We start from the raw sequence: 26,169 nt of genomic DNA, 5'->3' as shown, positions 1-26,169 counted from the left end.
GGATATGTGTCTTGGGTCAGATCTCGGGCATCCCCTGAGTCCCAATTCTGGGGCTATAGAGTCACCTGAAATCGCCGAGCGAATAAGATGGAAGAGGCGTACATGAGACGAGATAGAAACTGGCCGCGGGGGCGCTTTCGCGCCAGCGCCACGGCCGCTTTCCTGGCCGGTGTCGTCGTGGCACCGGTCGTCGTGGCCCTGCCTGTGGCAGTGGTCATAGCCGGCGCGGCTCCGGCCGTTGCTTCTCAGCCGCCGTCTGACCCGGTGTCGCGGGGGGTGATGAGCGAGGAGGATTATGCGCTGCAGCAGGCCAAGTCCACTGGAAAACCGTATGAGTTGGTGTCGGCGCGCACGGAGGCGACCGATACGTGGGCGCAGCCAGACGGCCCGTTCACGGTGCGTCAGTACGGGCAAGCCGTACGGGTCTGGCGCGCCGGTGCATGGGTCGCGACCGACCCGACTCTGGTGTTCGCGGCGGACGGTTCGGTGGTGCCGAAGGCCGCCACGGTGCCGGTGAAGTTCTCCGGGGGCGGTACGGGGCCGATGCTGTCGGGCGTCAAGGACGGGCGCACGTTGTCGCTGTCGTGGCCCAAGGCGCTGCCCAAGCCGACCCTCAGCGAGAACATCGCTACCTACCCGGAGGTACTGCCGGGGGTGGACCTGCAGCTGAAGGCCGAGGTGGAGGGCTTCTCACAGCTCCTGGTGGTCAAGTCGGCGCAGGCGGCGCAGAACCCGGAGCTGACGACGCTCAACTTCGCCACCAGCACGGTCGGTCTGGACATCCACAAGGACAGTGACACCGGGACGCTGGTGGCCACCGACCCCGCCGGACAGACCGTCTTCACCAGTCCCGCCCCGATGATGTGGGACTCCACGCCGCAACCGACCGATGCGGGTGCGGCCCCGGCCGCCAAGTCTGCGAAGCGCGCGCTGGCGGCCGGGGAGGACGCCAGCGCACCCACCAACGGCTTCGAGCCCGGCAGCGGCGCCAAGGACGCGGTGATGGGCACGGCGCTGACCTCCAACTCCATTGCCATCACGCCGGACCAGAAGCTGCTGACCGGACCCGACACCACATACCCGGTGTACATCGACCCGAGCTGGGGATATGGCGACCACCAGAAGTGGAGCTGGACCCGCGCCTACGCCAAGTATCCGAACAACTCGTACTGGAACGCCAACGAGGACGTGCGAGTCGGATACGAGAGTGAGACCAACGGCCTGTCGCGTTCCTACTTCCGGCTCGATACGAGCTATGTGAGCGGTGCGCAGATCCAGTCAGCGACCTTCCGTATCCGCAACACCTGGTCCTGGTCCTGCACGAAGGCAGACGTGGTCCTTGGACGCTTCGGCGACATCTCACCGAAGACGACCTGGAACAACAAGCCGTCGCAGATCGGCGGCGATCTTGCGACCGTGCACGATGCGAAGGGCTGGAGCAGCACCGTTCCGGGCTGTGCCGCGGGAAATCTGGAGTTCAACGCCACCTCTGCGCTGCGCGACAGCGTCGCGGCCGGGCAGAAGAGCCTCACCCTCGGCCTCAAGGCGGGTGACGAGACGGACCACGACGGCTGGAAGAGGTTCGACCCCAAGACGGCCGTGCTGGAAGTGCAGTACAACCATCTGCCGGAGAAGCCCGACAAGCTGGGCACCAGCCCTCAGACGAGTTGCGGGGCGGGCGGTGTCATCGGGAACACCCCGATCAGCGTGTATGCCCATGTCAAGGACCTGGACTCCGGCAACCTCACTGCGCACTTCCAGGTCTTCAAGTCCGGCAGCACCCAGCCGGTGGTGGACACCAGCATCCCGGCCCTCAACGACCGCGTTGCGACCCTCGTCCTGCCAGGTACTGCCACCCCCAGCGGCGTCTACACGTGGAAGGTGCAAACCACGGACGAGGATCATGCCACCTCGGACTGGAGTGATACCTGCACTTTCACCACGGACCGTGACCGTCCCAGCCATCCGCCGGCCATCACCTCCACGGTGTTTCCCAACGGGGATCAGGGCTGGCCGGACGAGCCCAACGGCGATGTCAACGACAACGGCCACTTCACCTTCGGGCCCAACGGCGTCATCGACGTCGCCTCCTACAACTGGTGGACCGACTACGACCCGCAGGTCAACCGGTCCGACCCCAGCGCCCCCTTCACCGATGAGATCAGGCCTCCGGTAACGGGCCCGCACATGGTCTACGCGTACAGCGTGGACAAGGCCGGCAACCGCTCCGACACCGCCAGCTATCTCTACTACGCCGACGGAACCGGTCTGCGCGACGGTGCCGGTGACCTCAACGGCGACGGTTTCAAGGACATCTGGAGCGTCGACTCCAACGGCACGCTTCTGACCTACGCCGGGCACGGCAACAAGGAGTTCTCCGTCGCCGCCAACGGCGGCGGCGCCTTCCCCGGCCAACAGGTCGCAACCAGCGGCGACTGGGGCCAGGACGGCAAGAACGACCTGGTCTCCCTCGAGTACAACGACACGGCTCAGCAGAACCTGCTGCGGGTCTATCCCAACAACGGCCGCGGCGTCATAAACCGCGACGGGTACACCTCCTTCGACCTCAAGGTCACCTGCCCCAAGCCCACCACTGGTGGCCTCTGCAAGGGAATCACCGACGACCACTGGTCCAACGCCGACCAGATCCTCACTGGTGACTTCAACGGCGACAGCAAGCCCGACATCCTGGTCAAGCAGGGCAAGCAGCTATGGGCCTACTACGGCGACCGCTCGGACTACCTCACCCGCGGCCGCAGCCACCCCGTCCTCGTCGGCGGCACCGACTGGGACCAGTTCACCCTCATCGGCCCCGGCGACCTCAACCACGACGGCCTGCTTGACCTACTGATGCGCAACAACGAAACCGGCGACATCTACCGCAGCTACGGTGAGGCCGATCCCAACGGAGCGTTGAACGCCGCCACTTTCGGCACCGCGCCGCGCCGCACCAAGCTCGCCGGACTCACCCTGAAGAAGGCCGACTACCCGACCATCGGCTCCTCCGGAGACTTCGACGGCGACGACATCACCGACCTGTGGGGCCGCAAGACCGACAACACCGTGACCGGCTGGCCCGGCCAGGCCACCGGCGGCAACCTCACCGGTTTCGGGCAGCCGTTCACCATCGACGGCTCCGTAGGCGGCCGCCGCATCACCCCCGGCACCCGCCTCACCTCCGGCCAGTCCGTCATCTCCAACTCGGCCAAGCTCACCATGCAGGCCGACGGCAACCTCGTCGTCACCTCCAACGCCAACAAGGTCATCTGGTCCGCCAACACCGGCGGAAACCCCGGCGCCACCGCACTTGTACAGAGCGACGGCAACATCACCGTCAACAAAGCCGGCGACGACTCCACCTCACTGTGGAGCACCAACCAGGCCACCACCGGCAAACCCGAACACCTGGCAGACGGCTACGCCATGCTCCAGGACCGCGGCAACCTCATCATCGACAACGCCAAGGGCCAGACCCTGTGGTCCAGCGGCACAGCGATCCGCCACGACTACAACGGCGACGGGCGCAGCGACATGGCTTCCTGGTACACCTACAGCGACGGACATGCCGCGTTCCAGTCGTTCCTGACCAACTCGGACGGCACGTTCAACGCCCCGTTCGGTTCCTACAGTTCGGGCATCGGCAGCTGGAACGTGAACAAGATGCGGTTCGCGACCGGCGACTACAACGGGGACGGCCGCGGGGACGCGGCGATGACGTACGACTACGGCGGCGGCCTGATGAAGGTGTTCACCGCCTTCGGCAAGCCGGACGGCGGCTTCCAGGCCCCCGTCGTCTCCTACACCTCCGCCAAGGGCAGCTGGTACTCCGAGAGCATGAGCCTTCAGTCGGGAGACTTCAACGGCGACGGCCGCGACGACCTCGCCATCTGGTACTCCTACGCCGACGGATCCGACCGCCTGTTCACCCTCACCGCTGACGTCCGTGGCGGCTTCAACCCGCCCTTCGAAGGCACCGCACTCCCCGCCGGGTGGTGGGACGTGAAGCAGAGCAAGGTCGTCACGGGCGACTTCAACGGCGACGGCCGCGACGACATCGCCGCCCTCTACGGCTACGGTGACGGCACCCTGAAGATGCACACCTTCCTCGCCGGCCCCACCGGAGCCTTCCAGCCGGACCTCACCTCATGGGGCAGCACCATCACCTCCTGGGGCGACTGGAGCCGCACCTACCTCCAGGCCGGCGATTTCAACGGCGACGGCATCGACGACATCATCACCTGGTACGACTACTCCGACGGCAGCGACGCCATGCACACCCTGGTCGCCACCAGCACCCGCGACGGCAAGTTCAACACCCCCACCCAGGCCTGGAAATCCGACCCCGGCAACTGGGACCACAACCACATGATGATCACCACCGGTGACTTCAACGGCGACGGCCGCGACGACGTCGGCGCCATATACGGCTACAGCGACGGCACCAGCCGCATGTTCACCTGGACCACCAAGCCCGACGGCACCCTCAACGGCGCTGCCCCCGGCTACACCTTCAACACCCCAGCCAACTGGAGCTACGCAGCCAACACGATCCTCAGGCCCTACAACTAGCCATCCTCGCAAACTCGGCGGCCCCACCCGGACTCTGCTTCCGGTGTGGGGCCGCCGCGTCGGCGGGTGCGCTTGTCACACAGTCCGGTGCACCCCAGCAAGTGTTCTAGAAAAAGTTAGTGACATCTCCGAAAAAAGTTAGTGACTTTCTACCTGAGTATGTCGACTATTGCTATGGTGATGGGTAGTTGAGGACTTAGGGAGTTGGGTGAGCCAGTCACACGATGCGGCTGTGATGAACGCGACCGACGCTCGCAGGGAGCTCTTCGCTCTGGTGAGACGCGCCGAGAAGGACGGGCTCACCACCCTGATCCACAAGCACGGAGAGCGCGTAGTACTCGCCCCACTCGACCGCCTTCCGGCGGCCCGGAAGGCGGATGCGTTCCCCTCCCACGCACTGAGTGCAGCTCAGAAGGACTTCGGCGAGCTCGTGACGCTGGCAGCTCAGGGACGGCCGCAGGTGCTGAGGCGCAGCAGTACCCCTATTGCCGTACTGCTTCCCGCCGACGCCACGTCGGGTTCCCCGTCATCCGAGACCGCCGCGCCCCCTAGTGCGGTACTCGCAGGAGGTGCAGTGACCAGCAGCAATGATCAAGATCGTAGAAGTGTGCCGCGTCGGCTTGCCTCGCTGGGCGATGCCATTGGTGCTGTCCTCGCGGCCGGGCCGGAGACGGGCCCCACGTTCGGGCTGTCGGGCCTTGATGCGGCCACGGGTGGTCTGCAGTCCGGGCGCCTGACACTGGTGGCGGCCGCCCCGAACGTCGGCGGAAGTCTTCTGGGACTGGCGACCGCGCGGCGGACGGCGCTCGTCGACAACCGCCGTGTCCTGTATGCGGCGTCGGGCCCGAACCAGGCCGACATCATGCGCCGGATCATCTCCGCCGAGACCGGCGGCGACTACCCGCGACTGAAGCAGGGCCGCCTCACCCCGGACGAGCAGCAGGTGGCCCGGGAGCTGGCCCACGCGCCGCTGATGATCGATGACGGCAGCGAACTGACGGCCGAAGCCATCGCGGAGACCGCCCCTTACGTCGAGGACCTGGCCCTGGTCGTGGTCGACCGGCTCCAGGCCGCCCACAACGCGCGGCTTCCGCTCTCCGGTGACCGCCTCCCCAACGCCTCCCAGGCACTGGCCGGCCTCGCCCGCGCGCTGCGGGTCCCGGTGCTCGCCATCGTGGACAGCGCCGACCCCGCACTGCTGAAGCTGCTGGACGCCGATGTCCTGCTGACGCTCGCACCCGCCGACGACCCCGGAATCGTTCAGGTGACGATCGCTGAACGCGACTTCGGCGTGATCGGCACGGCCTGTCTCACTCCCGACCTGCTGCACGCCCGCTTCCTCGACACCCCCGCAGCCACTCACGCGGCCGGCGCGGGTAGTGAGGAGCCCGCGCGGGGGAGCGGCAGCGCCGTGGAGCGGGAGCTGGCCGAAGCGGCCCTTCCCTACACATCCGGCGCCCGACAGGGGCTGCCGGCTTCCCTCACCCATGAACTGGCCGCGCTGCGCAGCACGCTGGCCAGTGGCGACCGGGCGGCCCTTGACGAACTCGCAGCGCCCCTGGCCGAGGCGGCCGCCACATCGCCGCGGCTGCCGGACACTGCCGAGGGACAGCGTCTTGCCGCGGCCCTGCACGCCTACGCCATGGCCGCCGGCCGGCCCGCATCTGCCCAGCACGCCGAGACCGGCGGGCCCGCAGTGTCCGGTAACACGCGAGCAGAGTCTGAACGTGAAGCCGACGCTGAGGCTGAGGTGGAGGTGGAGGTGGAGGGGGAGGTGGAGCTTCAGCCGGGAGATGAGCAGGATGAGCCGGAAGGCGCCCCGTTCCCCGCGTTGAAGCTTCTCAAGGACGCGGTGGGCCGCTCGAAGATGCACCCGATCAAGGTGATCCGCGGTGAAGAGCGGGAGGGCGGGCCGTGGCCTTTGATCAGTGAGCACATGGACGGTGAACCACGCTGGGTCCATCCCGACGTCACCAGCACGCGCGTCCCCTACGACCGGCCGAACGGCAAGCGCGTGCGGCGGGACCAGCTCGACGTCCCGGACACGTTCGGCGACGGTGTGCTATGCCTGATCGACCGCAACGGCAGCTATCCCTCGGCCTGTTCGGCCGTTCCCCTGGCGCCGAACAAACTGCTGCACACCGGCCCCCTCGAGGAATTCGACAGGGCCGGGGCCGGCATCTACCTCATCGACATCCCGCAATGGTCCCGCACGGACATGCCGCACCCGCTCGGCCGGATCACCGACCGGCCCGACGACGCGGGCCGCGTGTGGGTGACCACCCCGCACATCAAGCAACTGGCCCGGCTCGTACGCGACGGCCACCTTCCCGCGATGCCGGCCATCCATGACTCCTGGACCGGCAAGGCCAATGAGTCCCTGTTCAAACCGTTCTACGAAGCGGCCCGCACCGCCCGCGCCGACCTCATCCAGACGGGCGGCGAACCCTACAAGGCCTACAAGACCCGCCTGTCGATCGCGCTGCGCCTGCTGTGGCCCAAACGCCAGGAGCAGAAGTCCCCGTTCTGGCGGCCGGACTGGCGCATGAGCATGGTCGCCGAGGCCTCCGTACGCCACTGGACCGTCGCCTTCAAAGCAGTCCAGGAAGGCCACCGGCTCATCGCCCTGCGCAATGTCGACGCGGCCGTCTTCTGGACACCCCCCGGCACCGCACCGGACACCTACCGGATCGGGACCGGCTTCGGCGAGGTCAAGGCCAAGTTCATCCAGCCCGGCCAGATGATCCCCGAAGGTGACGACTGATGGCCGGCCCCACCGGCCGCGGCCCGTCCCTGGGCGCCGCCCTCAACGACCTCCTGCGCACCCGCGTCACCCCACGCCACCGCCTGTCCTCCTACAGCGCCCAGCACTGGCACGCCCAGCTCAGCCAGCTCACCGGAACTCACCGCGGCTACCAGGCCCTGGAGGAGGCGGGGCTCGAGGTGACGGCCAAGACCCTGGTCAACTGGCTGTCGGATCCCGAGTACAACGTGCGCCGCGGCTACCGCGACCTCATCCACACCGCCTACGAGAACGTCGCCGTCGTCCCCGCCGACCCGATCCCGCGTCAGGTTAAGGACGGACAGTACGAGATCAGCGGTTACGTCACCACCGGCACCGACCGCCGCAACCGGGGAACACCACACGCGGCCCCCCTGCGGATCGACGGAAGCCGTGGCCACTGGACGACGATCGAGGACCTCTGGACGGCCGGCGAGCTCACCGACGACGCGTTCGAGGACCAGTTCATCGACGACGTCATCGTCGAGGACATCGGGGAAGGCACCGACGGCTGGGAATTCGACGGCAGCACCTACTCCGTCGAACTCCGGTAGTAGGGCTCTCCCATGGGAGGCGGCCCCACCAGACCAGGCGGAGCCGCTCTCCGGTCCGGGATTGGGTTGCCATCGTGGCGAGGAACGGCTTTCTGGCTGAAGGTCCGATGGAAGGCCACGACAGCTTCCGGAGGGCCTAACTGCCGTCTTAAACAGCGCTCTTCCAGTTCTCTCGCCATCGTCTCCGTGGTGTCGGGGCTGTGGAGGGCTGGCTGATGTCTCTGAGGCGCTTGGGTTTGGCGATGGCGAACCTTCAGGACACGGATGATCCGCATCTGCGAGGAGCTGCTGCTCCATGCAGGTCCACCGGGTTGATGCCCAGGGCGTAGGCAACGGCCTGGCGCGCCCTGTGGGTCAGGGCTTCCATGCCGCGCCGGCGTAGCACGCGGCTTCGGCGTCGGTGAGGGTGCTGTGGGCCTCGTCGGGGTCGGGGCGCCAGCGCAAGACGGGCTGGAGTCCGGGGTCGAGGAGCTGCCAGCCGTTGAAGAAGCGGGCGATCTGGTCCCGGGTGCGGGCCTGGAGGAGTGTTCCGGCGACCGTTTGCCATCGAAGTTGGTCTGCGCGCAGGCGCTCCTGCGGTGTCTGAGCGGGTAGCCGCTGGATATGGGGCGGTGGTGGAAGCGAATCGGTGCAGCGGTAGCTACTGGAGTCGCCATGAGCGCTGTCATGACGTGGGCGGGCGGCATGGCGTGGGGGTGGGACTTCGTGGCCCGATGCCTGATCATCTCGGCAGTGTGGGCAGTGATGGGCCCCCTGATAGCCCGGTCTCGGCAGCACGCTGAGCAGCGAGACGCCCAACACATGCGCGCCATCCGGGAGGCACGGCGCGGTCGGCGCTGACCACAGAGTGCGCCCCCGAGTCGCTCGATCGATGGCAAACGGTCAAGGTTCAGTGAGACGGGTCGGATGGCGGATGAGCGGGTGAGTTGGTTCTGACCGCGCTTCCGTGATGGCTGCGCCTGCAGGAGGATGCGGGCTCTGAGTAGGGCGAATGAGGCTCTGCCGTACATCTGTCGCTTGATCGTTTTGATCCTGTTGACGTGGCCTTCGACGATGCCGGAGCTGTAAGGCAGGGTGAGGCCGGCAGTGACGGCTTGGAGATCCTGGCGTATGGAGTCGGCGAAGACGCCGATGGCATCTGGGCCTCCCAGCTCGGCCTTCTGAATCCAGTCCCGCAACAGGTGACCGCGGCGTTGGCGAAGCATTCCGGTGAAGTCCCGCGCTAGGTCACAGGCCAGGGCGATCTCCGGGCAGGCACTTCGCACGGCGTCGAGCTGGGCAGCGTCGGAGGTGTTGAGTGACTCCTGGGGGCGCATGATCCATGAGGTGATGTCGCGAGGGCGGGGAGTCGCCGAGCGGGCAGGAACCGCGACGCCGTTCCGGATGGTCACCACGTAGCGGTGCACAACGTGGTAGCCGCCGGTGTAGCCGAGGGCGAGTACCTCGCGATAGAGCTGCATCGAGTTGGTGCAGCCCGCATGGAACCGGTGCTGTACGTGCTCCATGAACGGCTCCAGGACCCCGTGCCCTCGATCCTGAGCCGAAGCGAGAAGCCCTGCCAGATCCTGGTTCCGGTAGCGGCGGATCGTCTTGCGGTCCAGCTGCAGACGGCGGCCAATGGCGCTGAACGACAGGCCGGCGTCAGCCAGCTCGTTGACCTCCGCGTGGCGTCGTCGAACCCGCTGTAGGAGCGGGGTATCCGGCGTGGCCAACGGTGGGTTGGCTTCGGGTCCGGCTGATCGCCGTAGACACTCCCGGTGTCGACGGCAGGTCTTCTCCACGGCCGTCGAGAGGTTTTGGAGGAGGTGCCAGCGATCTGCCACCTCCAGGACGTCCGGGGAGGCCTTCCTGATGGCCTTGGTGAAGGCCATCAGGCGGTCTCGGCAGATGATCTCGGCACCAGGATGCTCCAGGAGCCAGGCAGCGACCGTCCCCGTTTCTCGATCCGGCAGCACGTCTACAGGCTTGGACGACTCGACATCCACGAGGACGGTGCCGTAGGTCCGGCCCTTGCGGAACGCGAATTCGTCGATGCCGAGGATCCTTGGGGCCTGTGCCGGCACAGGCTGAGCGGCCAACTGCTGCAGGAGGGCAGTCCGCCGACCATGCATGCGCAGTCGCGTGCATAGGCGTTGGCCCGGCCGGCCACCGAGCTCCGCGGCGACTGCTCGCATCGCCGACCGGGCCGCCGTCGAGGTACGAAGCCGGGGCTCAGTCAGGCCCGGCACCTGCTCCGCGTACGTCTGGCGTCGACACTGGCTCTGATCACAGAAGAAGCGACGCACGCGGAGACGAACGGTCATCTGACGGCCCCCAACAGGCATCTCGGCGATGTGGCGCCAGTACCGGCTGTGAACGCGTGCGCCAGGGCACTGACACCCAGGACACGGCCCCGGCGGTCCGCAGCCTGCCGCGTCGATCATCAGGTTGGCGTCTACGACCGTGGCCTGGCGCACTACGAGGTTCAAGCCCGGGAACAGGATGTCGCGAAGCGTTTCCGTCTCCATGAGGATGTCATCCCCTGGAGGAACGATCCGGCAGTCCTTGCTCTTGCTGGTATCGGACGGTTACGAGGTGGGCCGACTCGAGACGGGGTCTGCCTCTTCGAGCAACGCCAAAGGCCGTTCAGTCAGGGCACGTGTACGGAATCACTGCGTGCCGAGGCAGGTGCCGATAGTACGGCGGGCCGTTCCTCGCCGGCCGCGCGGCTTTTTGGCCATGCGGTGGTCGTGGTGGCGGGATTCAACGTGTCGCCGTGGTCCCCCAGGCCGGTAGCGTCCAGGCGGGAGGGCGTTTGACCTGGGCAAACCCTAGTTCGAGCGCACTGACGGGGACCTTGTCCGGCCGGTGGAAGGTTCACGGCCATCGGAGCACGTCCCCATTCCAGCCCTCCCAGACCTGATGGAACATCTCCCCAAGGAACCGAAGAAGATGACGGACTCGAACGCCCACCCGCAGTCCCTTCCCGCGCCGTCCATTCCCGACGCACTCCCCCCGGAGGCAGGGGATGCCCCGGTGAGCCTCCTGCGCGCGGCCCAGAGGAACGAGGATCTCCAGGTCCAAATCCCTGTTCCCGACGCCCTCTCCCAGGACCCCGACCTGGTGGACATGTTCCGGCTCCTCCTCGACGGCGAGCCGGGAAGCGACTTCTTCCACGTCAACTGCGTTTCTGGCGAGTCCATCTGGATTCCGATGCGCCCCGTGGTGCGGGAGGAAGAGAAGGTGTACACCCTGGGCTACGAGTACAAGCCAAGCTCGGCGGACAGCCAGTACAGCAAGACCATCCAGTTCGAGACCCGCTTCACGCCGCCCGGCGGCCCTTCCCCGGCCGCGCCTAAGCTCGACGACGACACCGCGAAGAACGGCGTCACCGGCTCCCGCAGCACTCCGGTCACCGTCACCGTCCCGCCCTACACCAGCATGGCCAAGGGCGACGTCATCGCGATCTTCCTCCTTCCCCCGGGCAACGAAGAGAGCATCTTCTTCGAATCAGCGCCCGCCGTGTCCGTCGCTGTGAGCGCCGGCGACGTCGGGAAGGCGGTCAGCGTGAAGCTGCCCGCCGAGGCGATCACCGGGGCACCCGCCGGACCGCTGGAGGTGCGTTACGTCCTCGTTGACCGTGCGGGGAACCCGGCCCTGCCGTCCCCGGCGGCAAGGCTCACCAAGGCCAACTGACGCGGTCTCGCAGCACCCGATTGACGACGATGGTGTCCGGCCCTGCCGTGGGGGTACCGGGCACCCTCGCGTTGCGGTGGCATGCCCGACGTCTCCAGATCTGCGGGGTTGTGCCCGACTCCGCTCGTCCGGGTCGGCTGCGAAGTGGGCCTTGCGGGCCGGTGGGGCCGTTCTTTCTGTCCCGGTGCGCTGACACGGAAAGTTGGTGGCGGAGACGTTGGACAGGCCGAAGAGCTCCCTCAGTCGGACGGCATCTGCGCTGCTGGGGTGTCTCGCCGTAGCGTGCTCGGGGCCGAACCTGCGGAGGCACCTCATTGTTCTGGCGTAGCCATCACGGAAGCGCGGTCAGAACCCTTCGGTTGGCGTATGCGGCTGTCCTGGGGAGCTGCACCAGGCGGCCGGTGAAGGGGCGGATCCTGTGACGGTGGGAAGCGGTGACTCGGCAGCCATGAACCGGACCGAGATCCGGGAGTAGGTTTCGGCGGCTGCTCAGGCCCTGGGTGATACGGGCGTTGCGCGAGGAGAGCGGTGGGACGAGGCCGGGGGAACAGCGCTCTACTGGAGGAAGGGCGACCCGGCTCTGGGGTCGGGGCCCTGGGCGTACGGTCTCCTGGTGTTCTGGGGGACGAGAGGGGGCGCCACGGTTGGGGATGTGCACCTCTGGACGCCGCCGGCGACCCCACGCTCGACGCGGTGACCTGGCTTCCGGTCACTCCCATCCTTGCGCCCGCTCTGCTGGTCGCGCATGTTCAGCGGCTTCTCGCTGAAGGTCCGCGCGCCCTCGGGGGAGACCATGGCCTACCTGTTGCGCCATCTCCTGCGCTGTCTGTTGCGCCCTGGATCTGGTGGTGGGCATGAGCGATCACGAGCAGCAGCCGGCTTTGAGCCGCAGCAAGGTCCTGGATGCCCTCGCGCGGGCGGAGCGGAAGGGTTTCACCCGGCCCGCGCCGAAATCAGCCAAGGCGCAGATGAAATTCCTCCTCACGCGCGCGAAGGGATCGACCCAGGCCGTGGCGGAGCGGCTCGGCGTCTCGCGCCGGACCGTGGAGCGCTACCGGGCCGGGAAGCTGACGACCCCGCAGAAGCGCCTCCAAACCGCCTTGGTGGAGGAGACCGGATCCGACTGGCAACCGCAGGTCAGAGCACAGGTGCGCGCGGCGGCGGCCACGCCCAGGGGGACGATGGTGGAGGTGACGGCATACTTCGGATTCACGTGCACGGGCAGCTCGGACGACGGCCGCGAACGCCAGATCACCACGGACATCTCACCCACCTACGTGAAGCAGATCCTGGAGCTCCAGGAAGCCGGTGCGACAGAGGAAGATCTGCATCCGATCGTCGCGGAGGCCATCACCGAGTCGTATTTCACGGAATGGGGCACACGGGCCGACGGGCTGCAGGATTTCACGTCCGTGTCGTCAATATCCTTCCGGTACTGACCCGGCTGAATTATCGCCTGCTATAAAACGTATCGGTGAGCCGCAGCACGATAGCTCTCACAGAGGCGGAGCATGTTGTCACCGGGATTTTCTCCAGCTACGGCAGGCTCACCGCGCATACCACTCCGGAGTGCGAACCTACGGCGCGCCCCCGGAGGATCGCGATCCTCCGGGGGCGCGCCTATGTGACGCCCTGTCAATTCGGCTCCAGCTACTCAGCAACGTAGCCACGGGTGCTGGGAGCACGCTCAAGTCAGTTGCCGTCGAAGTGAATCAAGTTCAGCCGTTCCCCCTGAGTGGCTGTGCACCAGTTTCGGGAGATGGGGTACTTGGTTCCCGAAGTGCCCCGCACCCATCCCGTGTAGCTGTTCGAGCACACCCTGGTGGAGCCCTGGATGTCCATCCAGCCTTCGTTGGCGGGCCCGCCATCCCAGACATAGCAGTAGGTATGGTCAGTCGGGCTGCCGTAATGGACCGTGACGACTGACGACAGGTTGCATGTGGAGTTCACGACCGTGGCGCTGGCCGGGGTCGCAGCGAGGATGGCAGCGGTGGTGAAGCCGGCCGCCATGGCTCCGGCTGCCAGCTTGCGGGTGAGATTCATGTAGTACCCCCTGAGGTCCGTGCCTGGCGGGTTGTTTCTCATGCGAGCAGTGCCGCCGAGAGAAGCGCGAGCTCCGTGATGCGCTCTACGTATGACGGGTTGTGCGAGCTCGTGGTGCAAGATCGACGCTAAGGCCTGCTGTCCTAGGTCCGTCCTAGATCTGTCCTTGCTGGTTCCGCTCGGGCATGTGACAAGTCGAATGCCGTGTGGGTGACAACCAGACTGCTTCGAGCGATCCCAATCGCCAGCTCAGCACTCTCAGCTGGTGGCAAAGCGGCCCGGCGGAACTCGCGGAGTGGGAGCGCATCGAGCAGCTGCTCGCCGCCGCGCCTGCGGGCGCCGTCTACGACCCGGACACCGATCCCGTCGTCCGGGCGGAGTTCGAAGCCGACGCCGCGGCCGCCGCCGCCCGGGAGGCCGAACTGCGCGAGCTCGGCACGCTGGAGCAGGCCGAGCCCCGCGCCGGGGACGAAGCCGTCCGTGACGAGCTGACCCGGTGAGCCGGCGGCTACGTCCAGGCCGACGTCGACGGCTGGCTCGCCCGCGCCTTGGCCGCGCATCGCGGGCACGCCCGCGACCCGGCCGCCCGCGAGGAAGCCGCCAACCTTCTCACCGCACCGGTCTTCGCGCACGCCGCCCATGACGCGCCCTCCTCGGCCTATATGCATGCCCCCAACCTCGGCTGGGCCGCCTACCTGTTCCCCGACTTCAAGTGCGGCTTCGACGGAGACCGGGAAGCAGAGGCCGTCTCCTTCCGGCGCAACGACGCGTACAACGACCTCAACGGTCACAGCGGCCGGGCAAAGCGGTACGGCTACTTCTGGAACAAGGGCAAGTGGACGAGGGACAAGCGCTGGGGTGTGACCGAGCAGACGCTGTACCTCAACGACCGGGCTGGCTGCGTATCCGTCGGATCCTTCCAGAACATCGGCGGGCTGCGCCCCCACATCGACGGCGACATGTAACCGACCGGATGGGCGCGGGACAGCGGACAGTACCGCCCCGCACCCAGCCGCGGTGACGGCCTCGGCTTCAACCGAGGCAACCTGTTCCTGTGCCGGTAGCCGGCGGGTCATGAGCGTGATGTAGGCCCATTGGTTCGGTGGGTGTGGTCGCGGTGTCGCGGGAGAAGTTTTCCCGCTGTTTCCGGTGAGCGGTCACCGCCTGTGCGGCGCGGGATTGTTATCGCGCGATCATCGCCGCCAGGCTGCCGCCGATCAGGAATGGGCCGTAGGGGATGGCGGTTTTCGGGTGGGCTTTGCGCAGGGCTATCAGTCCCAGGCCGTAGGCGGCGGCGAGGAGTTGGCCGGTGATGGTGCCGAGGGCGAGTGTGGGCCAGCCGTGCCAGCCGAGTATGGCGCCGAGCGTGACGGCGAGTTTGACGTCGCCGAATCCCAGGCTTCTGGGACTGATCAGGAACAGCATGAAGTAGCCGCCTCCTAGGGCGAGAGCGCCACTGAGTGCGGTCGGCCAGGATCCGTCTGCGTTCGGGAAGAGGGCTGCGGTGCCGAGCAGGGGCAGGGTGGCGGCTGTGAGGGGGAGGGTCAGGACGTCGGGCAGCCGGTGCACGGTGGCATCGACCCAGGCGAGGAGGACCAGGATCGGTGTGAGGAGCAGCCAGATGGCCAGTTCGGGACGGGGCCCTGTTCTGTGGGCCAGGATGCCGCACACCAGGGCGGTGATCAGTGCGGCGACTGGGGTGGAGGGCCCGTACCAGCCCCGGGTGCCTAGGGTGTTCTGCTTCTCGGTGGAGCAGGGCTTGCAGTGGGGGAGTCCGAGCCATGCCTGGGCTGGGTGTCCGGCTGGGCAGCGCGACCGCCAGCTTTCGTTTGCGGGTACGGCCAGCTTGTACACGGCGCGTGGCAGAAGCAGACCGGCAAGAGCACCGTAGGCGGTGGAGAAGGTCACGAGCATGTGCACTGGCCGGCCTCGCGGGTTGCGCTGATGGCACAGGCGCCGCAGCTCCCGTGGGCAGCGGACCTGCGCAAGGCCTCGATATCTGGATCAGGGGTCGTTGGAAGACTGCGCAGGTCCTGGCCGGCCGGACGAGTACGGCGCACGTGCGACTGCGCACCGACGGATCGGGCTGCGCACTCGCTCGCGGCGCACTGACGCCCCCCACCGTCCGTCGAGGGCGCCAGCGGGCCGGCTTGTGGCCGCCGGATGTTCCCGGTTGTCCTAGAACCCCTGTGCACGCTGACCTGCTCCGAGAAGGCTGTCGATGAGGTGTTCGGTCTCGGGGTCCAGGGGGATGCGGTTGTGCCGGCTGATCTGCTGGACGCGGGTGGAGGCGGTGAACAGGCCGGGACGGTTTCCCGCGGCATGCTCGATGCGCAACCACGCGCGATAAATGATCTCTGCCCCCTCGTCTACCTCGAGCCCCGTGGCGACAGCCTGCCGGGCGGCGGCGAGGTCGTGGTGGGGGCCGGGGGCCAGTCGCCAGGTGGCGATGGTGTGGGCGACGTCGACGATCCGGGTGCTCATCTCCTGCTGGTGTGGCAGGGCCCAGGGCAGGGGGTTGTGGCCGAAGGGCCTGCCGCGGACCAGGCGGAGGGCGCCTTCCAGGTCACCCACGCAGGCGGGTCCGCCTGCCAGGGCCCGTTCGGCGAGCTGTGTGAACCGGGTCCAGTCGCAGTGCACGTGGGGGGAGAGGCTATAGGGGTCGTCGCGGGCGGTGCGGCGCGGTACGTAGGGGGTGCCGTGGGCGTCGTCGCCGAACCCCCTGCGGAGATCACCCAACCGGGAGTCGAGGGTCTTCTTCGACCAGGGATTGAGGGGGTCCATGTCGACGCAGAGGGTGTCGGCGCTGCGGCCCGGCTTGAAGAACAGCAGAGCGGCGAGCTGGGCGGTGCGCGGGCCGTGGCCGGAGCTGGAGAGGCCGGCGACGTGTACGGGGCCAAGGACGCTGATCTCGGGCGCGTTCGGATCGCGGTCGACCTCTTCGTCTTCCGCAGCCGGTGCGGCATTCACGGTGGAGGGAGCCGGATCGGATCCCGGTTCGGGGTCGGAGACGTCGGCGTTCTGGGGCCTGGCCGCCAAGGGTTCTAGGGGCACGAGGTGGAGGGCGGCGGGGTCAGTGCCGGCGCTCACCAGTGCGGGGTACGCTCCGAGGCCGGTGGGGGCAGGGGCCTGCTGCGCGGCCTCGTTGTCCGGGGCGGCGGAGGGGGAGTCGGTCGCGGCAGACATAGGCGTGGCGGGTGAGATTTCGGGTTCGGCCGGCACGTTCTGCCAGGCACCTTCAGCGGGGATGGGTGGCTGACCGGAGATCCGGAGTTCGGTTGCGATCTGCTGGAAGGCCTCGTCGTCGAGGCGCTGGAGCCGGATCGGCCCGAGGGTGTCCATCTCCTGGAGCTCGCAGGAGGAGGCGTCGAGGATCTCGGCGTCGGGGAAGTGGTGTCTGGTTCGGGCGGCGGATGCGACCAGGGCCACCGGGAGGTCGCCGGCTTTGTCGAGGGCTTCGGCGAGCTGCCAGGCGGTGTCGCTGTCCAGGTCTGTGGCACACAGCAGGAGGTAGGGCTGTGCGGCATCTTCGGCTTGTTGGTAGGCGGTGAGCATCCATTCGCCGAGGTCGCGCACGGCGTGGGCGGGCTCGCGCTTGTGCGCGATGCGCGAGGTGGGCAGCAGGTGTGGCAGTTCGTCACCGAACCCGAGTGTCACGATCTCCACATGCTCGGCCCAGGGGCTCATCCCGAGTTCCAGCGCGATGGAGGTGCATGTTTCCCTGATGTGTTCCGCGGTCCCCTCCAGGAGGACAGCGCGCGAGCGGGCCAGGTTCAGGAGCACAACGCTGTTGTCTGCGGCGGCGCCGATGGTGGTCAGCAGCGGGTAGGGGGCCGCGACGGACGCGGCCTCGTCAGCGCGGAGCAGCGCCGCGCCGGTGGGCAGCGCCCACCAGCCGTCCGCTCCTTGCACGAAGGGGCGTTGGGGGGCGTGGTCCGCAGTGTCTGGCAGAACCTCGATGTCCTGCTCGCTGAGGCGGGCGGCCTGGATCACCGGGAGTGGGAGGTTGTCGGCCTGGGCGTGGTGGGCCAGGGTGCGTAGCGCGACGTCGAGTTCGTCGACGAGGGTGGGCGTGGAGGCTTCGGACAGTTGGGCCGGGGCTTGCGAGGTTTCCTCGGCGATGGCGATCGTTTCGCCGGGTGCGCGGCGCCGCTGTTGGAGGGTGCGGCGCAGCGTGAGGGCACCGGTGACGGCGGCGGCCAGGAGCGCGAGGGCTCCGGCCACGGTGGTGAGCTGGATGGGCTGGCGTGCTGCGGGGGCGGGCTGCGCGGCCGGGTTAGTTGGCGGGTTGGAGGGGCCCGTGGAGGGGGTCGAGCTGGCTGGACTGCTGGTGGAGGCAGTGGCAGGTGCTGGAGCGGAGGGGGCCTTCTGCGTTGGTGGGGTGATCGGGACTGCGGGTGCGGCCGAAGGGGCCTGCGGCCGGGGGGTGTCGTGCGGTGGGGCGGGGGCCGGCACGGCGGGGGCCGGGTTGTCTTTGGCGGGCGGTGCGGCAGTGTCCCCGGGGCCTGCGGGCGCGGCAGCCGCGGGGATGTCGAGGCTCCAGCCGACTTCGAGTTCGTCGGGGTGGGTCAGGGAACCGCCGGTGGGTTGGGGCTTGTTCCGGTTCGCGTCGAAGATCTCCTGGTAGCGGGCGCCGTCGTGGTACTCGCGTTCAGCGATCGTCCAGAGACTGTCGCCGGCGCGGACGGTGTCGCGGTGCGGCGCGCCTGCCGGATTAGCGGGGGCGGTCTGCGCGGTCTGGGTGTGGAGGGCGGGGTCGAGTAGCGGCAGGTCGGTGGGCAACTGCAGGATCCAGCCGGGCTGGATGGGAGCGTTGGTGCGGAAGGTCGTGCCGTCGGCCATGGTGCGGCCCTCGTTTGCGGTGGCGATCTTGGTGTAGAGCTCGCCGTGGCCGGTGAGGTGTTCGGCGATGCTCCACAGGCTCTCCGCGGGACGCACCGCACGCACGGTGTAGGTGTGCTGGGCCGTGGGCGCCTGGGAGGTGCCGGTGGCTGGTGCTGCGGAGGGTGCAGGCCCGGTGGAAGGTGCGGTGGCTGCGGGGGTGGCCTGGCCGGGTAGACGGGCTGCCGTGACGGCGTGCGCGGTGGCTGGGGCGGCCAGGGCGGTGCTGGTGGGCAGCAGTACCAGGATGCTGCCCACCAGTGTGGCCGCAGCACGCTGGCTCAGGTGCAGCCCCGGCAGTTGGGGCGTGGTGCGGCCCCTGAGCCGGGCCGGGATCTCCACGAGGAGCGAGATGACGAAGGACAGCCAGCCGGTCCAGCCGATGATGGCGACGGCCAGCAGTGCCACGCTGGTGGTGTCGGTGCGGGTGAACAGGTGACGCAGCCCGTCCAGACCGCCGGGTAGAAGCGCGGCGGTGGCCTGCCACAGCAGCCAGGGCAGGCCCGCGAGGAGGGCTGCCAGCGCAAGGAGCGCGGCCAGGGCGCGCAGGGCGGCGGACAGCGTGCGCCGACGGCGAACAGGGCGGGGGAGGGCCATGTGCAGTCCCTATCGGTCCGGTTGGGTGATGCCGTGGAGCAGAGCGGCCGAGCTGGTGGAGTGCACCAGGAATGTCGTGGGCCAGAACACGGCGGGGTAGCGGCCGGTGACGGTGACCGTGACGGTGCGCCCGCTGTCGGTGACGTGGACGACTCCGGTGTCTCCGGTCTTGGCGAGGTAGGCCCGGGCGGCTGCCGAGGCGCCGGCGGGGTCGGCGACGAAGGCCTTGCCGGGGATCGCCTGAGCGGGGTCGATGGCCTGTTGGGCGGCACGTGCCGCCTCCACGGAGAGATCGTCGGCGTGCTGTTTGGCGCGCAGAACCCCGAACGCGTCGATGGTGAGCAGCCCGCACAACAGGAGCAGGGGTCCGATGACGAGGGCGACGAAGACCGGCACGGCACCGCGGTCATCCCACCGGGAGGCTCCAGCCGGTGCGCGGGGCCGCAGGATGGGGCTCATGCGCGCCCCCGGTAGGCGTCGACGATCGAGGTGAAGGTGGAGCGGACGGTGCGCATGCCGGGCCCGCCGCCGATGAGGACCAGGTCACCGATCGGCACGGTGCAGGACACGGTGACTGTCACCGTGGCCACCTGCCCGACCGGCACGGCAAGGCCCTCCACCTGAGCCTGGACATTGGTGTGGCCGCAGACCTGGCCACTGGAGGCAAGCGCGTCGGCGGCCGCGGTCTTGGCATCAGTGCCTGCGGCGGCGGGAGTTCGCGCCAGGGATGCGGCGCGGGCGGCGGCCTGGGCGGCAGCGTCCGTCTTCTGCCCGGCCAGAGAGAGACGGGCGCCGGCGACGAACAGCAGCACGAGCACGATCAGGACCGGGACGATGATGGCGGCTTCGACGGCGACGCTGCCCTCGTCCGCCGGGCGCCCTGGCCGGGGTGCAAGGGCCATCAGGGTGCTCCCGCCGTGGTCCACCGTTCGATGGGCCCGGACACGGTGGCCTGGACATGGATCCCCGGTATGCCCGGAATCATCGACAGGGCCCGTGCATCGACGCGGACCCGCAGCCGCTCGGGTGTACTGCCGTCGGTGGACACCGCCCGGTCGGTGAGCAGGCTGGAGCCCACATCGTCGAGTACGTGCTTCGCCTTGGCTGCACCGTCGCCGGGGGTGGAGCCGTACAGCCGCCCGGCCGCCACGCCGGCCCGGGCGGAGCTGTAGGCGACGTTACGGGCATAGGCCCACATGATTCCCTGCAGAAGGATGAGAATCAGGATGATCACGAAGGGGTAGATGACGGCCATCTGGATCGGGTTCGAGCCCCGGTCCGAACCCCAGGGCAGGCGGGATGCGTTCACTTGCCGTCGAGGTCCACGTTGTCCACCTTGGTGGACGCCTTCGTGCCGAGCGCGACCAGCGCCGCCACGATGCTGAGGGCGATGCCGATACCCGCAACCCACAACAGCACCGTCACGACCGGGTTGTCGCCGCGCTCACCGCGCTCGCTCATCTCCTCGTACGCGTCAGCGATGTGGGCGCGAGCCTTGCCCGCCAGCAGCGACAGGCCGATGCCGGCCTTCAAGTAGGCGTCCTTCACGGCCTTTTCTCCTTACACGATGGGGGTCGGCGGGCTGAGCTGGCCCTGCGTTCAGGACAGCGCGAACAGTTTCAGCACCACGGGGAAGCCGAGCAGGCACATGATGAGGACACACATCACGGCGCCGGGGATGTGCATCTTCTCGCTGTCGGCGTTTGCCTTGGCCACGGCCGTGGCCAGTTGCTCATCGCGGGTGCTCTTGGCACGGGCCCGGACGGGCGCGTAGATGGAGGCGCCGTCCTTTCCGGACATCTGAGCGAAGTCCGCGACGTCCCGCAGGACGGGGATCCTCAGCTGGGCACCGAGGCCCTCGAGGACCTGCCAGGCAGAGGCCCTCTCCATCCGGGCGCGCAGCAGGGCTTCCTGCAGACGCACGAACGACCAACTGCTGCCCACCTGGGCTGCTTCCTCCAGCGCCTGGTCGACGGCGATGTTGGAGGCCAGGCGCAGGGCAACCAGCTCAAGGTAGACGGTGACGGCGTGCGTGAACTCCTCCCGTGCGCGGCCCGCATCGCGGCGCACCATGAGGTCGGGCACGAACCACAGGACGAACGCGGTCAGCACGCCGGCCACCGCGGGCACGAACAGGGGCAGCGTGATGCCGAGCAGGATCCACGCCGCGCTCAGCACGGAAGGCAGGACCAGCCCGACGAAGGCGAGCAGCACCTTGTTCAGCAGGAACTGTTCGACCGGCTGGTGCAGCAGGTCCAGGTCGGCCCGGGGGAGCGGCGCCGGGATCCGGGCCACCAGCCACGCGCCCATGAGATTGTCCGCACGCTGTTCCGGCAGGGCGGTTCCGGCCGTGGGAGCGGGTGGGCTGAGGCGCTTGAGGGCCGGACCCAACTTGGGCGGCGCGGGAGCGAGTTCCCACACCACCAGGGCCAGGCCCGCGCCGATCAGGCAGCCGAAGAGCACCACAACCACTGTGGTCGTCACCGTGAGGCCTCCACCCGGACAGGGGCCTTGACGGGGCTGCGCCCGTCCGGAACCAGCACCCGGGCAGTGCGGCCGCGGGTGGCGTAACTGCGCGACCACACCAGCACGGCGACGAACGCCGCCGAGAGCAGCCCCAGGACCAGCTGGCCGAGCAGCGTGGTGAAGACATTGGTGATCTGGGGGACAGTGAAGCCCAGCGGCACCAGGGCCAGAGTGATGAAGGTGAGCGTGCGCACGACGGTGCGGGACTTCTCCCGCTCCGCCTCAATTTTCTGACGCGCACTCACCTCGTCCCGCAGGGAAGCGGACATGTCCTGCATCGCCTGCGCGAGCCCCGGCCCTGGGTCGGTGACCGACAGCCTCAGCGCGGCACACACCTTGTCCGCGGTCGGATCATCCAGCGCGTGCCCGAAGTCCTCCACCGCCTCACCGAGGGGCCACCCGGCATCCACCTTGTCCACCAGCTCCTCGATCTCCAACTCCAGTGCCTGGGGGGCATGACGGCGGCTGGTCTTCAACGCCTGCTCGATCGCGACGCCCAGGCGCAGTACCTCCGCCAGGCGCTGCGTCCACTCGGCGAGCGCATCCCGCTTGGCCATCTGCTCCTTGGCCGCCGCCACCGGCGCGGTCAGCCACGGCACGCCCACCACCGCGGCCGCCGCGATCAACGCGACCACGAACACCCCGCTCACCAGCCACACCCCAACCCCGGCCACCAGCGCCGCGCCGAACAGGACACGCCGCCGGGCCGCTGTGCGGGACGTGCGCCCCGACCGGGACCGCTGGCGCCAACCAACCAAGAATCCGGGCCCCTTGGGCGTAGTCGTACCGGCCAGCCCGGCCACCAGGGCGCCGAGACCGCCGCCGAGCAGCGCCCCGGACAGCGCCCACCACCATCCGGTGATCATGCGCCCACCTCGTGCGGCCAGCCAGAAGGCTGCGCCACCAGGTCCGCGCGCAGGCCGGCGGCCTCCAGCTTCTGCCGGTTGCGGACCGACAGCGAGGCGTAGGGCACTGCCCGCTGGTCCCACTCGCTGGCCGGCCGGTAGATCTCGTTGTAGGTGGGGCGGCCGTCCGGACCCACGGGCTTGATCTCCCAGATGTGAGAGACGAAGCGCCGCTTGACGGGCCCGGATTCATCGACCGACAAGAACACCACGAAGTGCAGACCGTTGGCGATCTGGCGGTAGGCCAGCTCTGGGGTGAAGTTGGACTGTGCCAGCAGGTACAGCTCCGCGATCCGGTCGAAGATCGCTTCAGGCTCGGAGGCATGGATGGTGCACATGTTGCCGGGCCTGTCCGACGTCATCGCCTGCATCATCGCGGTGATCTCCGGGCCACGGACCTCTCCGACCACGACGCGGGTCAGCGACATGCGCTTCGCGCTCTTGAGCAAGTCCAGCAGCGTGATCTCGCCCGCCGCCCGGCCATCCACCCGCTCGCCGTTCGACGCGCGGGCTTCCATCGGCACCACATGCTGGTGATAGCCGTTCTTGTGGGCCCACAGCTCGAACGTCGTCTCGAGGGTGCCGAACCGCTCATGGGCAGGGATCTCCCGCAGCGTCGCCCGCAGCATCGATGTCTTTCCCGCGGACTGCTCCCCGGCGAACATGATGTTGCGCCGCGCCCGGACACAGGCCCGCAGGAAGTCGGCCATGTGCTCGTCGAGGGCGCCCAGGCGGACCATCATGTCCAAGTCGGCGTGCTGGATGCGGTGACGGCGGATGGTGATGTGCGTGAACTCGCCGGTGACCTGCGGGCCCAGGGCCTGGACGCGGGAGCCGTCCTTGAGCCGCAGCTCGACATCCGGGCTGAACGTGGAAAACGTCCGGCCGCTCTGCCCGCTGGCCCGGATCAAGTCTCTGACGAGCTCTTGCAGTTCTTCCTCGGAATCGGCGACCGGTGCGACCTGGACCGCTTCCGTATCGTCGCTGTACTTGAGGAACACCCGGTGCGGGCCCTCGATCCAGATGTCCTCCACCAGATCGTCGTCCAGATAGCGCTGCAGCCGCCCGGCCCGAAAGCACATGTCGAAGGCGAGCGCGGCCACCTCCCCCTCCTCGACCGCTGAATATCCGCCGCCGCGGCCGGTTGCGTCCGACCAGATCGCCACCTGCTCATTGATCAGTGCGCGGCCACGCTGCTCTTCCGCTTCCCCGGTCAGCGACGGGGCGTTCTTCTTCTCTTTCAGCAGCTGTTCAACGACGATCCGCTTGATCTCCTGCGCCGCCCGGTAGTCGATCCGCACCTGCGGGACCGCTCCCTGGCCCACCATGCGCGGCAGGGCTGCGCCCGCCGGCCCGCCGGACCGTGTTGACGTTCCGGCCGGGGCCACTGGCCGACGCGAGGGGTAGAGCTCGCCGTTGTAGACCGGTTCAGCGTGCATCGGTGCCTCCCATCATTCGCTGGTGCAGGGGCGAGGCGACCCGGGCGCGCTGGCTGGCCACCCGCTGCCGGATCGGGGTCGAGGCGTCCAGGACGGCCCGCATCAGCCTGCTCTCACGGAACCGCTTGCTCTCCGCGGCGCCATCGGACAGCACGGCGGCCTCCTGCGGCCGAAACGGCAGGCTCGCCACCACCGGTACCTGCAAGTACTCCTCCACCTCACGTGCCGCGTAGGGCCCCTCGGTAATCAGCAGGACTCCCAGACGTCCGGAGCGCCGGCCCTCGCCGTCCAGCAGCGCAGCGAGCATCCTGGCGCGTGCGGAGGCCATGTGCAGGCTGCGCAAGGTACTGCGCATCACCAGCAGCACCAGGTCAGCCCGCTGGGCCAGGACGCGGGCCGGACCGAAGGCTCCGTTGCGCCCCAGGTCAAGCAGCACGTCGTGACCGTGCTGCTCGATGCGGTCGATCCCCACGAACAGATCCGCGATGGCCCCCCACTCCGGTGCGAGCCCGGCCGCCTCCGAGGGACTGGTCAGGCCGGGCAGCAGCATCCTGGCAGGGTCATCACGCCGGTCCTCGTCGGAAATCCGCACGAGCTGGGTCCAGAAAGCATCCTGCAGGCTGACCGTGCGGCGGGAGGCCGCCAGATTATGAAGACCACGGTCGGCTGTCAGCCTGCTCTGCAACGCTCCCGCCAGCACGGCGCCCCCGTCCGGGCAGCACTCGGCCAAAAGCACCCGCCGGCCGTGCTCCACTGGCCACATCCGCAGCAGCGCCAGTGCCGTTGACGTCACCCCGGGTGCCCCCGGAACCCCCACCAGAGCGATCACGGCCATCAGGAACCGGCCCCGCTCGCCGCCTTCACAGCCAGCGCGACATTCCCGGCCGCAGCCTGAGCTGCCAGCCGCGGTCCGTCCGCCGACTTGACCGCTACGTCGATCACTTGCTGGCCTGTGCTGTCCTGCTTGGCGCCCACACGGACGATCCGCGCATCCACGGTGACAGGGCCACCGTCCTGGCCCGGCCTGCCGTTCCTACCGGGGGCTGTGACCGTACTGTCGCCGGTGAACACGACCTGGACCTGATCCTCCGGTTTCAACGGAGAGTCCGGCAACTGCCCCGGCTTCAGGTTCAGCCCGACCAACTGCTCGTCCTGGTGCACAAGCGTGCGGCTGGTGATCTGACCTGGAGCCAGCAGCGCACCGGGCAGCAGCTCGACAGCGGCGCGCTTGCCGACTACCTGCGTGCGCTGCCCGGTCCCGATCGCCTTGAGCGCCGGATCCAGCGCCACCGAAGCCTCCGCCAGGTCGGCGTCCTGGATCACCGTGCCTGCTGCCACATCCCGGGCCACCACCAGGACGGGGGTGCGCTGGCCGTTCTGCGTCCAGTACCAGTAGTTGCCCACCGCTCCGGCTGCGATCAGTGCCGCAGCCAGGGCGAGCACCCCCGGACGCCGGCGTCGTGCCTGCCACCGCAGGGACGGCGGGCCAGGCTGTGCCGGAATCTGATCCGCCACTGAGGCGGGCGCTGCCGTCTTGCTCACGCTGTCACGCCTTTCGCTCTCATGCTCAATTGCCGACGGCCTGGAGTTCCCCGACTCCGATCTGAGTCTGGGACTGTCGGATCTCCGTGAACTGGCCCGTGTCCCGGGCGCCGGCCGTGACCGTCCAGTCGACCTGCCATGTCGCCGTGGCCGTCAGCGCGAACCTCTGACCGGACTGCCCCGCCGAGGACTTCGCGAACGTGTGACCACACGTCGGCGACGGCTTCATACCGGACGACGCCTGGTACACAGTGCCGGGACCATTGCAGATCAGAGTGGCGCCGTCGCCGAACTTCCAAGTGATGGAGGCGACCTTGGCCGTCGCTGACACTGCTACCGCGCCTTCGGAGGCCGTGGCGGTGTTCGGGCCGAAGGTGGTGGGGGACTGGTCCACCCACAACCACATCGGCACCCCGACCGCGTAGGTGCTCTCCGAGTGAGGGCTGGCGATGTCCGGCCCTACGAGCTTCATCGAGTCGACAGCACGATGGGCCACGACTTCTGGATCGACAGGGGATGTCGCTGGGCCACCATCTGGGATCCACTGCAGCGACAGCCTGTCAGTGTCTGGGCAGAACACCTGGAACACTGCACCCTTGGTTGTCTGGCCGTCCCAACCAATTCCGGTTCCGGAGTTGACAGACTCCGGTGGCGGC

21 protein-coding genes and 1 pseudogene are annotated in these 26,169 nt (G+C 68.4%); 7 read left to right on the top strand and 15 right to left on the bottom strand.

Annotation, left to right across the window (positions count from 1 at the left end):
- Positions 1 to 279 precede the first annotated feature (279 nt).
- The 3 genes from IE267_RS34050 (at position 280) to IE267_RS34040 (ending at position 7,905) form a co-directional block, all read left to right on the top strand.
- Positions 280 to 4,569 (top strand): FG-GAP-like repeat-containing protein, encoded by a 4,290-nt coding sequence (locus tag IE267_RS34050; RefSeq protein ID WP_189765809.1) that lies wholly within the window; start codon positions 280 to 282, stop codon positions 4,567 to 4,569.
- A gap of 235 nt (positions 4,570 to 4,804) precedes the next feature.
- Entirely contained in the window at positions 4,805 to 7,333 is a 2,529-nt protein-coding gene (locus IE267_RS34045; protein WP_189765808.1) for a DnaB-like helicase C-terminal domain-containing protein, read from the top strand.
- Positions 7,333 to 7,905 (top strand): hypothetical protein, encoded by a 573-nt coding sequence (locus IE267_RS34040; protein ID WP_189765807.1) that lies wholly within the window; start codon positions 7,333 to 7,335, stop codon positions 7,903 to 7,905. Before IE267_RS34045 ends, IE267_RS34040 begins: the two co-directional genes overlap by 1 nt.
- A 354-nt stretch (positions 7,906 to 8,259) precedes the next feature.
- Here IE267_RS34040 and IE267_RS34035 read toward each other — a convergent pair whose 3' ends face one another.
- Both IE267_RS34035 and IE267_RS40520 read right to left on the bottom strand, forming a co-directional pair.
- Positions 8,260 to 8,682, bottom strand: a complete 423-nt coding sequence (locus tag IE267_RS34035) for an SAM-dependent methyltransferase (RefSeq protein WP_229861595.1) — start codon at positions 8,680 to 8,682, stop codon at positions 8,260 to 8,262.
- A 245-nt stretch (positions 8,683 to 8,927) separates the two neighbouring features.
- Positions 8,928 to 10,328: pseudogene (locus IE267_RS40520) on the bottom strand (ISL3 family transposase); the annotation flags it as partial.
- 508 nt (positions 10,329 to 10,836) lie between these two features.
- On the opposite strand from IE267_RS40520, the gene IE267_RS34020 reads away from it, so the two are divergent.
- Together IE267_RS34020 and tpg are read left to right on the top strand one after the other, a co-directional pair.
- On the top strand, positions 10,837 to 11,580 hold the full coding sequence (locus tag IE267_RS34020) for a hypothetical protein (protein WP_189765806.1): 744 nt from the start codon (positions 10,837 to 10,839) through the stop codon (positions 11,578 to 11,580).
- A gap of 854 nt (positions 11,581 to 12,434) precedes the next feature.
- Positions 12,435 to 13,019: a telomere-protecting terminal protein Tpg gene (tpg, locus tag IE267_RS34015; RefSeq protein WP_189765805.1), complete on the top strand. Its 585-nt coding sequence runs from the start codon at positions 12,435 to 12,437 to the stop codon at positions 13,017 to 13,019.
- A 253-nt stretch (positions 13,020 to 13,272) separates the two neighbouring features.
- Here tpg and IE267_RS34010 read toward each other — a convergent pair whose 3' ends face one another.
- Entirely contained in the window at positions 13,273 to 13,623 is a 351-nt protein-coding gene (locus tag IE267_RS34010; protein ID WP_189765804.1) for a hypothetical protein, read from the bottom strand.
- Between the two features lie 206 nt (positions 13,624 to 13,829).
- Between IE267_RS34010 and IE267_RS39880 the strand changes: the two genes are divergently transcribed.
- Positions 13,830 to 14,123, top strand: a complete 294-nt coding sequence (locus IE267_RS39880; protein ID WP_229861569.1) for a hypothetical protein — start codon at positions 13,830 to 13,832, stop codon at positions 14,121 to 14,123.
- Positions 14,124 to 14,171: 48 nt separating this feature from the next.
- The gene (locus IE267_RS39875; RefSeq protein ID WP_229861568.1) at positions 14,172 to 14,588 is read left to right on the top strand and encodes a hypothetical protein; all 417 of its coding nucleotides are present in this window, start codon (positions 14,172 to 14,174) and stop codon (positions 14,586 to 14,588) included.
- 217 nt (positions 14,589 to 14,805) lie between these two features.
- Here the strand turns inward: IE267_RS39875 and IE267_RS34000 are convergent, their stop codons facing one another.
- From IE267_RS34000 to IE267_RS33945, 12 genes are all read right to left on the bottom strand, one after another.
- The gene (locus IE267_RS34000; RefSeq protein WP_189765803.1) at positions 14,806 to 15,537 is read right to left on the bottom strand and encodes a prepilin peptidase; all 732 of its coding nucleotides are present in this window, start codon (positions 15,535 to 15,537) and stop codon (positions 14,806 to 14,808) included.
- Positions 15,538 to 15,801: 264 nt separating this feature from the next.
- A complete protein-coding gene (locus tag IE267_RS33995) occupies positions 15,802 to 19,101 on the bottom strand; it encodes a LysM peptidoglycan-binding domain-containing protein (protein WP_189765802.1) in 3,300 nt (1,099 codons plus the stop codon).
- A 9-nt stretch (positions 19,102 to 19,110) separates the two neighbouring features.
- Positions 19,111 to 19,497: a hypothetical protein gene (locus IE267_RS33990; protein WP_229861567.1), complete on the bottom strand. Its 387-nt coding sequence runs from the start codon at positions 19,495 to 19,497 to the stop codon at positions 19,111 to 19,113.
- A gap of 59 nt (positions 19,498 to 19,556) precedes the next feature.
- Entirely contained in the window at positions 19,557 to 20,003 is a 447-nt protein-coding gene (locus tag IE267_RS33985; RefSeq protein ID WP_189765800.1) for a TadE/TadG family type IV pilus assembly protein, read from the bottom strand.
- The gene (locus IE267_RS33980) at positions 20,003 to 20,410 is read right to left on the bottom strand and encodes a pilus assembly protein (RefSeq protein ID WP_229861566.1); all 408 of its coding nucleotides are present in this window, start codon (positions 20,408 to 20,410) and stop codon (positions 20,003 to 20,005) included. Before IE267_RS33980 ends, IE267_RS33985 begins: the two co-directional genes overlap by 1 nt.
- Positions 20,407 to 20,649 (bottom strand): hypothetical protein, encoded by a 243-nt coding sequence (locus IE267_RS33975; RefSeq protein ID WP_189765799.1) that lies wholly within the window; start codon positions 20,647 to 20,649, stop codon positions 20,407 to 20,409. Before IE267_RS33975 ends, IE267_RS33980 begins: the two co-directional genes overlap by 4 nt.
- A gap of 51 nt (positions 20,650 to 20,700) precedes the next feature.
- Entirely contained in the window at positions 20,701 to 21,585 is an 885-nt protein-coding gene (locus tag IE267_RS33970; protein WP_189765798.1) for a type II secretion system F family protein, read from the bottom strand.
- Complete coding sequence (locus IE267_RS33965; RefSeq protein ID WP_189765797.1) at positions 21,582 to 22,493, bottom strand: type II secretion system F family protein; 912 nt, start codon at positions 22,491 to 22,493, stop codon at positions 21,582 to 21,584. The genes IE267_RS33970 and IE267_RS33965 overlap by 4 nt, the downstream gene beginning before the upstream one ends.
- Positions 22,490 to 23,971 (bottom strand): TadA family conjugal transfer-associated ATPase, encoded by a 1,482-nt coding sequence (locus IE267_RS33960; protein WP_189765796.1) that lies wholly within the window; start codon positions 23,969 to 23,971, stop codon positions 22,490 to 22,492. The genes IE267_RS33965 and IE267_RS33960 overlap by 4 nt, the downstream gene beginning before the upstream one ends.
- On the bottom strand, positions 23,961 to 24,806 hold the full coding sequence (locus IE267_RS33955; RefSeq protein WP_189765795.1) for a CpaE/TadZ family protein: 846 nt from the start codon (positions 24,804 to 24,806) through the stop codon (positions 23,961 to 23,963). The genes IE267_RS33960 and IE267_RS33955 overlap by 11 nt, the downstream gene beginning before the upstream one ends.
- A complete protein-coding gene (locus IE267_RS33950; RefSeq protein WP_189765794.1) occupies positions 24,806 to 25,513 on the bottom strand; it encodes an SAF domain-containing protein in 708 nt (235 codons plus the stop codon). Before IE267_RS33950 ends, IE267_RS33955 begins: the two co-directional genes overlap by 1 nt.
- Positions 25,514 to 25,538: 25 nt before the next feature.
- Positions 25,539 to 26,009 carry an ATP/GTP-binding protein gene (locus IE267_RS33945; RefSeq protein ID WP_229861565.1) on the bottom strand — a complete coding sequence of 157 codons (471 nt, stop codon included), beginning with the start codon at positions 26,007 to 26,009 and terminating at the stop codon, positions 25,539 to 25,541.
- Between the last annotated feature and the right edge of the window lie 160 nt (positions 26,010 to 26,169).

This window comes from Streptomyces xanthochromogenes (genome assembly GCF_014650455.1).
Taxonomy (GTDB): Bacteria; Actinomycetota; Actinomycetes; order Streptomycetales; family Streptomycetaceae; genus Streptomyces; species Streptomyces xanthochromogenes.
Note: the sequence above shows the minus strand (reverse complement) of the source record. Positions and strands in the feature narration are given on the sequence as shown.